Genomic DNA, 6,782 nt, shown 5'->3' on the forward strand with positions numbered 1-6,782 from the left:
CCTCAGAGGTGGTAGACATCGACGACCTGACGAACGTAATCGTTCTTCAGGATGACTTTCTTGGCCAGGATCAGCGGGTTCTCGCCACGCACATCGAGGGTGTAGAAGCTGGTGCCGAAGTAGCTGTCGACGGTCTTGTAGCGAAAGCTCAGGGTGTGCCAGTTGAAACGCACCTTGCACAGGCCGTCGGCCTGTTCCAGCACCTCGATGTTGCTCAGGTTGTGCGAGGTACGGGTGTCGGGAATGCTCGCGCTGGAGCGCTCGGTCTTGATCCGGAACACCCGGTCTTCCAGGCCGCAGCGGCTGCCGTACCAGATCAGCGAGATTTCCCGCTGCGGGTCTTCGGTGAGCTCGTCGTTGTCGTCCCAGGACGGCATCCAGAAGGTCGCGTCGGCGGCGTAGAGTTCCAGCCAGCTGTCCCAGTCCTTGTCGTCCAGGTAGCGCGCTTCGCGGTAGAGAAAGTCGCGCACGGTGTCATGGGAAATGCTCATCACACAGCCTCCACGGCAATGGTTCGCGCGGCTTGGGCGGCAAGCGCCTCGAGCATGGTTTGCTGCCAGTACTTGTGCTGCATCACGAACAGGCCTTCGTCTTCGGTGCGCACGCCGCTGAGGATCGGTTGCAGGTCGATTTCCCGGGCCGCGTCATCCGCGCCCTCGACCCAGTGTTCGGCACCGCGGGACATGTCGTTCCAGGCACTGTTGCTGCCCTGGTAGCCCATCTGGCAGGAACGGAATTCCTCCAGGTCGTCCGGGGTGGCCATGCCGCTGACGTTGAAGAAGTCCTCGTACTGACGGATGCGCATGGCCCGGGCTTCGTCGCTTTCGCCCTTGGGCGCGATGCAGTAGATGGTGATCTCGGTGCGGTCCACCGAGATCGGCCGGGCGATGCGGATCTGCGAGCTGAACTGGTCCATCAGGTAGACGTTGGGGTACAGGCACAGGTTGCGCGAGTTCTCGATCATCCAGTCGGCGCGGGCCTGGCCGAAGTCCCGGGCCAGCTCGTCGCGACGCTCGTACAGGGGGCGGTCCTCGGGGTTGGACCAGCGGGTCCAGAGCAGCATGTGACCCTTGTCGAAGGAGTAGAAACCGCCGCCCTGCTTGGCCCAGCTGCCGGCGCTCATGGTCTTGATTTCTTCGCCGGCTTCGCGCTGCTTGCGCTGGCTCTGGGTGGCGGCGTAGTTCCAGTGCACCGAGCTGACGTGGTAGCCGTCGGCGCCGTTTTCCGCGGTGAGTTTCCAGTTGCCTTCGTAGATGTAGCTCGAGGAACCGCGCAGCACTTCCAGGCCATCGGCGGACTGGTCGACGATCATGTCGATGATCTTCGCCGACTCGCCCAGGTGCTCCACCAGGGGCAGCACGTCAGGGTTGAGGCTGCCGAACAGGAAGCCGCGATAGGACTCGAAGCGCGCGACCCTGGTCAGGTCATGGGAGCCTTCGCAATTGAAGCTCGACGGGTAGCCCGCGGCGGCCGGGTCCTTGACCTTGAGCAGCTTGCCGGAGTTGTTGAAGGTCCAGCCGTGGAACGGGCAGGTGTAGGAGGACTTGTTGCCGGTCTTGTGCCGGCAGAGCATGGCGCCGCGGTGGCTGCAGGCATTGAGGAAGGCGTTGAGTTCGCCGTCCTTGTTGCGCGCGATGAAGACCGACTGCCGGCCCATGGTGGTGGTGTAGTAGTCGTTGTTGTTGGGGATCTGGCTCTCGTGGGCGAGGTACAGCCAGTTACCCTCGAAGATGTGCTGCATTTCCAGGTCGAACAGCCGGGGGTCGGTGAACATCTCCCGCTTGCAGCGGTAGACGCCCCGGTCACGGTCTTCTTCAAGCAGGGAGTGAAGGTATTCGGGTCGCAGGGTCATGGCCGCCGCCTCCGTTGTTTTTATTCAGGCAAGGCTCATGCTAGGGCGGGGTGTGCGGGGGCAATATCCGTTGCGTGCAGACCACTATCCGTTTTCTGCAGAGTTTTGTAGGGCAAGTCCTACAGGGGGTAGCCGCTGCTGAGCCCGCGAGGCTGCGATCGGGTTGGGCGGCATTCCGACGCAGCGGCCGCAAGACCTGAAATCGCGTTTGGTCTGGATAACGACAGTGGTTCCATTGCGGCAGCGGCTACGAGGAATCGGGGATGACGTGGCGGACACGGTTTCTGTAGGAGCGGCCGGTCGACGCTCGATTGCCGGCGATGGCAGACGACGCGGTGGGTCAGATCCGACGCCATCGCGAGCAATCGAGCGTCGACCGGCTGCTCCTACAGAAGCGAAAGCCGGATCAAGGCCGGCGCCTGAGAGTATCGGACGGCAGTTCGCCGAATTGCTTGCGGTAGCTTTCCGAGAAGCGTCCCAGGTGCAGGAAGCCGAAATCCATGGCCAGTTCGGTGATGTTGCGCACGGTACAGCTGGGGTCGCGCAGGCAGGCGTGGATCCGCTCGAGTTTCTTCTGGCGAATGTAGCGCATGGGCGTGCTGCGGGCGTTGCGCTCGAACAGCGCATAGAGCGAGCGCAGGCTCATCTGCGCCTGCTGCGCCAGTTCCTCGCAGCCGATGTCCTGCTTGAGGTTGCGCTCGATGTAATCGGCAATCGTCTCGAAGGTCGCCGACGACGAACCCAGGCCCGCGCGCCGGATGTTGGTCTTCATCAGGCTGAGCATCTTGCTCGCGACGATCTGCGCGTAATGCTCCTGCACCCGCGGGATGCATTCGGCGGCTTCGGCTTCGCGGCAGACCACGCCCAACAGGTTGATAAAGCCTTCCAGTTCATCCAGCTGGTAACGGTTGCCCACAAAACGCACGCCCTGCCCCGGATACAGCCAGCGCTGCTCCTGGCACACCGACTCCAGCAGGCGGGTGGGCACCTTGATGATGAATTTCTCGCAGTCGTCGGAATAGGTCAGGTCCACCGGATCGTCGGGGTTGATCAGCAGCAGCTCGCCCGGGGCGAAGTAATGTTCCTGGCGATGGCCGCGCCACAGGCAGTGGCCGCGCAGCAGCACTTGCAGGTGGTAGATGGTTTCCAGCGCCGGCGAGGTGACGCGCACGCTGCCGCCGTAGCTGAGCGAGCACAGGTCGAGGCTGGCGAACTGCCGATGATTGAGGCTGGCCTGGGGACTGCCGGCCTTGGGCAAACGGATGCAGTGGCTGCCCACATGCTGGTTGACATAGCCGGACACAGCATAGGGATCGGCCTGGGCAAATACCCTGCTGCGCTCACTCAACAGATGCGTTTCCATAAGCGGGTCACTCTCATTGTTATTATCGGGCGGTGATCGTTCGCCACCGCTGGCACATCACGCAAAACATCGACCACGGCTCACAATGGCAAAAACCACGGGATAACCTTCACGTTATCCCGTGGCCCCGGATCGGGATCTGCCGCGATGTCAGTCCTCCAGCGCTCGTACCCGCTCCAGGCGATGTTGCTCCTCGGGCTGGGCGGACGACTGCAGGGTGAAGTCGAAGTCGATCTCGGCAAAACGCCCGCTGACCCCATGCTGCGCCGCACGCTGCTGATCCTCGCTGAAGGTGATCTTGGCAATCAGCTCGTCGCGGGTGGCGTAGGCGAAATCGTCGTGCAGGTACTGATCGCCATCGAGGTTGATCTGGGTGGTCAGGTGACGGTGATCATCGGCCGAGATGAAGAAGTGGATATGCGCCGGACGCTGGCCGTGGCGGCCCAGTTGGTCGAGCAGCTGCTGGGTCGGACCGTCCGGCGGGCAGCCGTAGCCCGAAGGCACGATACTGCGGAAACGATAGCGGCCTTCGGCATCGGTGACGATGCGGCGACGCAGGTTGAACTCGGACTGGGCGGTGTCGAAATAGGAATAGGTACCGCCGGTGTTGGCGTGCCAGACGTCGACAATGGCCCCGGCCAGCGGTTCGCCGGCGGTGTTGCGTACCTGGCCCTGCATGAACAGCACCACGCCCGGATCGACGCCATCGTCGAGGCGCGCCTCACCCTGGCTCAGCGGCGCACCGGCCACGTACAGCGGGCCTTCGATGGTGCGCGGGGTGCCGCCGGTCTTGCCGGCCTGCTCGTCGGCGGCGTCCATCAGCAGGTCCAGGTAGTGCTCCAGGCCCAGGCCGGCCACCAGCAGCCCGGCTTCCTGGCGCGCGCCGAGCACGTTGAGGTAGTTGACCGCCTTCCAGAATTCTTCCGGGGTCACATCGAGGTCCTCGATGATGTTCACCGTGTCACGCAGGATGCGGTACACCAGGGCCTTGGTGCGCGGGTTGCCCTGGTCGTTGAACTGGCCACTGACTTCTTCGAGAAATTTCTGGGCGCTGGCAGTGTGGGAAATTCGGACGTTCATGGTTATTCCTCATCTTGTATTTATTAGAGTGTGGAGCGAGCCGGCGCGGGCTCAGCGGTCATCCGCACGAATGGACGAAGGATGCCTGCACAGCGCGTTCACTTCGATAGCCATGTACGGGTACAGCGGCAGCTGCATCAGCAGGTCGTGCAGTTCCTGCACGCTGTCGACGTCGAACAGGCTGTAGTTGGCATACAGGCCGGCGATGCGCCACAGGTGCCGCCACTTGCCCTGCTCCTGCAGGCGCTGGGCCAGGGCCTTTTCGTCGGCCTTGAGCTGGGCGGCGCGCTCGGGGTTCATGTCGACCGGCAGGTTCACGGTCATTTTGACGTGGAACAGCATGGTGCTCTCCTCAGACGTGATGAATGGCAGTTCAGGCTTTGTCGCGGCGGAAGAACGCCAGGCGCTCCTCGTCCAGGCTCAGGCCGAGGCCTGGCGCTTGGGATACGTGCAATTGGAAATCGCGGTACAGCGGCGGCTCGGCGAGGATGTCCTCGGTCAGCAGCAGCGGGCCGAACAGTTCGGTGTCCCAGCTCAAGGTATTGAGGGTGAGGAAGGCATGGGCCGACGCCAGGGTGCCGATGCCACCTTCGAGCATGGTGCCGCCGTACAGACCGATGCCCGCCGCCTCGGCAATCGCCGCGGTACGCAGCACGGCACGTGGACCGCCATTCTTGGCGATCTTCAGGGCGAACACCGAGGCCGCGCCTTCGCGGGCCAGGTTGAAGGCGTCTTCCACGCATTCGATGGATTCGTCGGCCATGATCGGCGCCGGGCTGATGGCGTTGAGGCGCACCATGCCGGCGCGGTTGTTGCGCGAGATCGGCTGTTCAATCAGGTCGATGCCGTTGCCGCCCAGGACCCGGCAGGCACGCACCGCCACCGCTTCGTCCCAGGCCTGGTTGACATCGACCCGCACGCTGGCGCGGTCGCCCAGGGCCTTCTTGATCGCGATCACATGGGCCAGGTCGCGGTCCACCTCGCCGGCGCCGATCTTCAACTTGAAGATGCGGTGGCGGCGCAGGTCGAGCATCTTTTCCGCTTCGGCGATGTCCTTGGCGGTGTCGCCGCTGGCCAGGGTCCAGGCCACCGGCAAGGCGTCGCGCACCCGGCCGCCGAGCAGCTCGCTGACCGGCAGCCCCAGGCGTTTGCCCTGGGCGTCGAGCAAGGCGCTTTCGATACCGGACTTGGCGAAGGTGTTGCCGCGGATGCTGCGCTCCAGGCGCTGCATGGCGGCATTGATATTGGCGCCGTCCTGGCCGAGCAGCAGCGGCGTGAAGAAACGGTCGATATTGGTCTTGATGCTGTCCGGGCTTTCATTGCCATAGGCCAGGCCGCCGATGGTGGTGGCTTCGCCCAGGCCTTCGATGCCGTCGGCGCAGCGCAGGCGGATCAGCACCAGGGTCTGGTTCTGCATGGTGTGCATCGCCAGCTTGTGCGGGCGGATGGTTGGCAGATCGACGATGATCGTTTCGATCGATTCAATGGCACTCGAAAGCATTTCCATACCCATCAGGTTCTTGAAGTTATGGACCCGATTCTCATACGGCTTTTTCCGGGGTTCCAATATAGAATTGGTCTGGCTCGATACCTTGAAGGTATCCAACCTTTGCCTGCGGAGGCCTTATGGAACTGCGTCATCTGCGTTACTTCCAGGTGCTGGGCCAGACCCTTAACTTCACCAAGGCCGCCGAGCGCCTGCACATCGCCCAGCCACCCCTGAGCCGGCAGATCCAGCAACTGGAGGAAGAACTCGGGGTGTTGCTGCTGGAGCGCGGCCGGCCGTTGCGCCTGACCGAAGCCGGGCGCTTCTTCTATGAGCATTCCAGCGTGCTGCTGGAGCAACTGGCCAAGGTCTGCGACAACACCCGGCGCATCGGCCACGGCGAAAAGACCTGGCTCGGCATTGGCTTCGCTCCCTCGACCCTGTACGGCCTGCTGCCGGAACTGATCCGCCGCCTGCGCAGCCACGAGACCCTGGCCCTGGAGCTGGGGCTATCGGAAATGACCACCCTGCAACAGGTGGAAGCGCTCAAGGCCGGGCGCATCGATATCGGCTTCGGGCGGATCCGCATCGACGATCCGGCCATCGTGCAAAAGGTGCAGACCGAGGATCGCCTGGTGGCCGCCCTGCCCGCCGGCCATCCGCTGATCGGCCAGCCGGTGAGCCTGGCGCAGCTGGCCGACGAACCTTTCGTGCTCTACCCCGGCAACCCACGCCCGAGCTACGCCGACCACGTGATCGCGCTGTTCAACACCCACGGCCTGAACATCCGCGTCGTGCAGTGGACCAACGAGCTGCAGACCGCCATCGGCCTGGTGGGCGCCGGCATCGGCATCACCCTGGTGCCAGCTTCGGTGCAGTTGCTGCATCGCGACGACATCGGCTTCAGCCCGCTGCTGGAAGCCAACGCCACCTCGCCGATCATCATCAGCCGGCGGGTCGGCGATGTGTCTGCGGGGCTCAGCCACTGCCTGCGGATGATC

At 63.6% G+C, this 6,782-nt stretch carries 7 protein-coding genes; 1 reads left to right on the forward strand and 6 read right to left on the reverse strand.

Annotated elements, in window-relative coordinates; translation table 11 throughout:
- Nucleotides 1–2: 2 nt before the first annotated feature.
- The 6 genes from benB to J4D52_RS16365 all read right to left on the reverse strand — a co-directional run bounded on the left by benB (nt 3) and on the right by J4D52_RS16365 (nt 5,796).
- Nucleotides 3–491 (reverse strand): benzoate 1,2-dioxygenase small subunit, encoded by a 489-nt coding sequence (gene benB / locus J4D52_RS16340; RefSeq protein ID WP_053280068.1) that lies wholly within the window; start codon nt 489–491, stop codon nt 3–5.
- Nucleotides 491–1,852 carry a benzoate 1,2-dioxygenase large subunit gene (gene benA, locus J4D52_RS16345; RefSeq protein ID WP_009049928.1) on the reverse strand — a complete coding sequence of 454 codons (1,362 nt, stop codon included), beginning with the start codon at nt 1,850–1,852 and terminating at the stop codon, nt 491–493. Before benA ends, benB begins: the two co-directional genes overlap by 1 nt.
- Before the next feature lie 406 nt (nt 1,853–2,258).
- Nucleotides 2,259–3,215 carry an AraC family transcriptional regulator gene (locus J4D52_RS16350; protein ID WP_025804896.1) on the reverse strand — a complete coding sequence of 319 codons (957 nt, stop codon included), beginning with the start codon at nt 3,213–3,215 and terminating at the stop codon, nt 2,259–2,261.
- A 150-nt stretch (nt 3,216–3,365) separates the two neighbouring features.
- The gene (catA, locus tag J4D52_RS16355; RefSeq protein ID WP_063432267.1) at nt 3,366–4,295 is read right to left on the reverse strand and encodes a catechol 1,2-dioxygenase; all 930 of its coding nucleotides are present in this window, start codon (nt 4,293–4,295) and stop codon (nt 3,366–3,368) included.
- A 51-nt stretch (nt 4,296–4,346) separates the two neighbouring features.
- Nucleotides 4,347–4,637 carry a muconolactone Delta-isomerase gene (catC, locus tag J4D52_RS16360; RefSeq protein ID WP_063432269.1) on the reverse strand — a complete coding sequence of 97 codons (291 nt, stop codon included), beginning with the start codon at nt 4,635–4,637 and terminating at the stop codon, nt 4,347–4,349.
- 31 nt (nt 4,638–4,668) lie between these two features.
- Nucleotides 4,669–5,796, reverse strand: coding sequence for a muconate cycloisomerase family protein (locus J4D52_RS16365; protein ID WP_164485810.1), 1,128 nt, complete (start codon nt 5,794–5,796; stop codon nt 4,669–4,671).
- A gap of 125 nt (nt 5,797–5,921) precedes the next feature.
- Here J4D52_RS16365 and J4D52_RS16370 point away from each other — a divergent pair.
- On the forward strand, nt 5,922–6,782 hold an 861-nt coding region (locus tag J4D52_RS16370), incomplete at its 3' end, for a LysR family transcriptional regulator (RefSeq protein ID WP_207272140.1).

The organism is Pseudomonas sp. GW460-12-10-14-TSB1 (genome assembly GCF_017349775.1).
GTDB classification, from domain to species: Bacteria; Pseudomonadota; Gammaproteobacteria; order Pseudomonadales; family Pseudomonadaceae; genus Aquipseudomonas; species Aquipseudomonas piscium.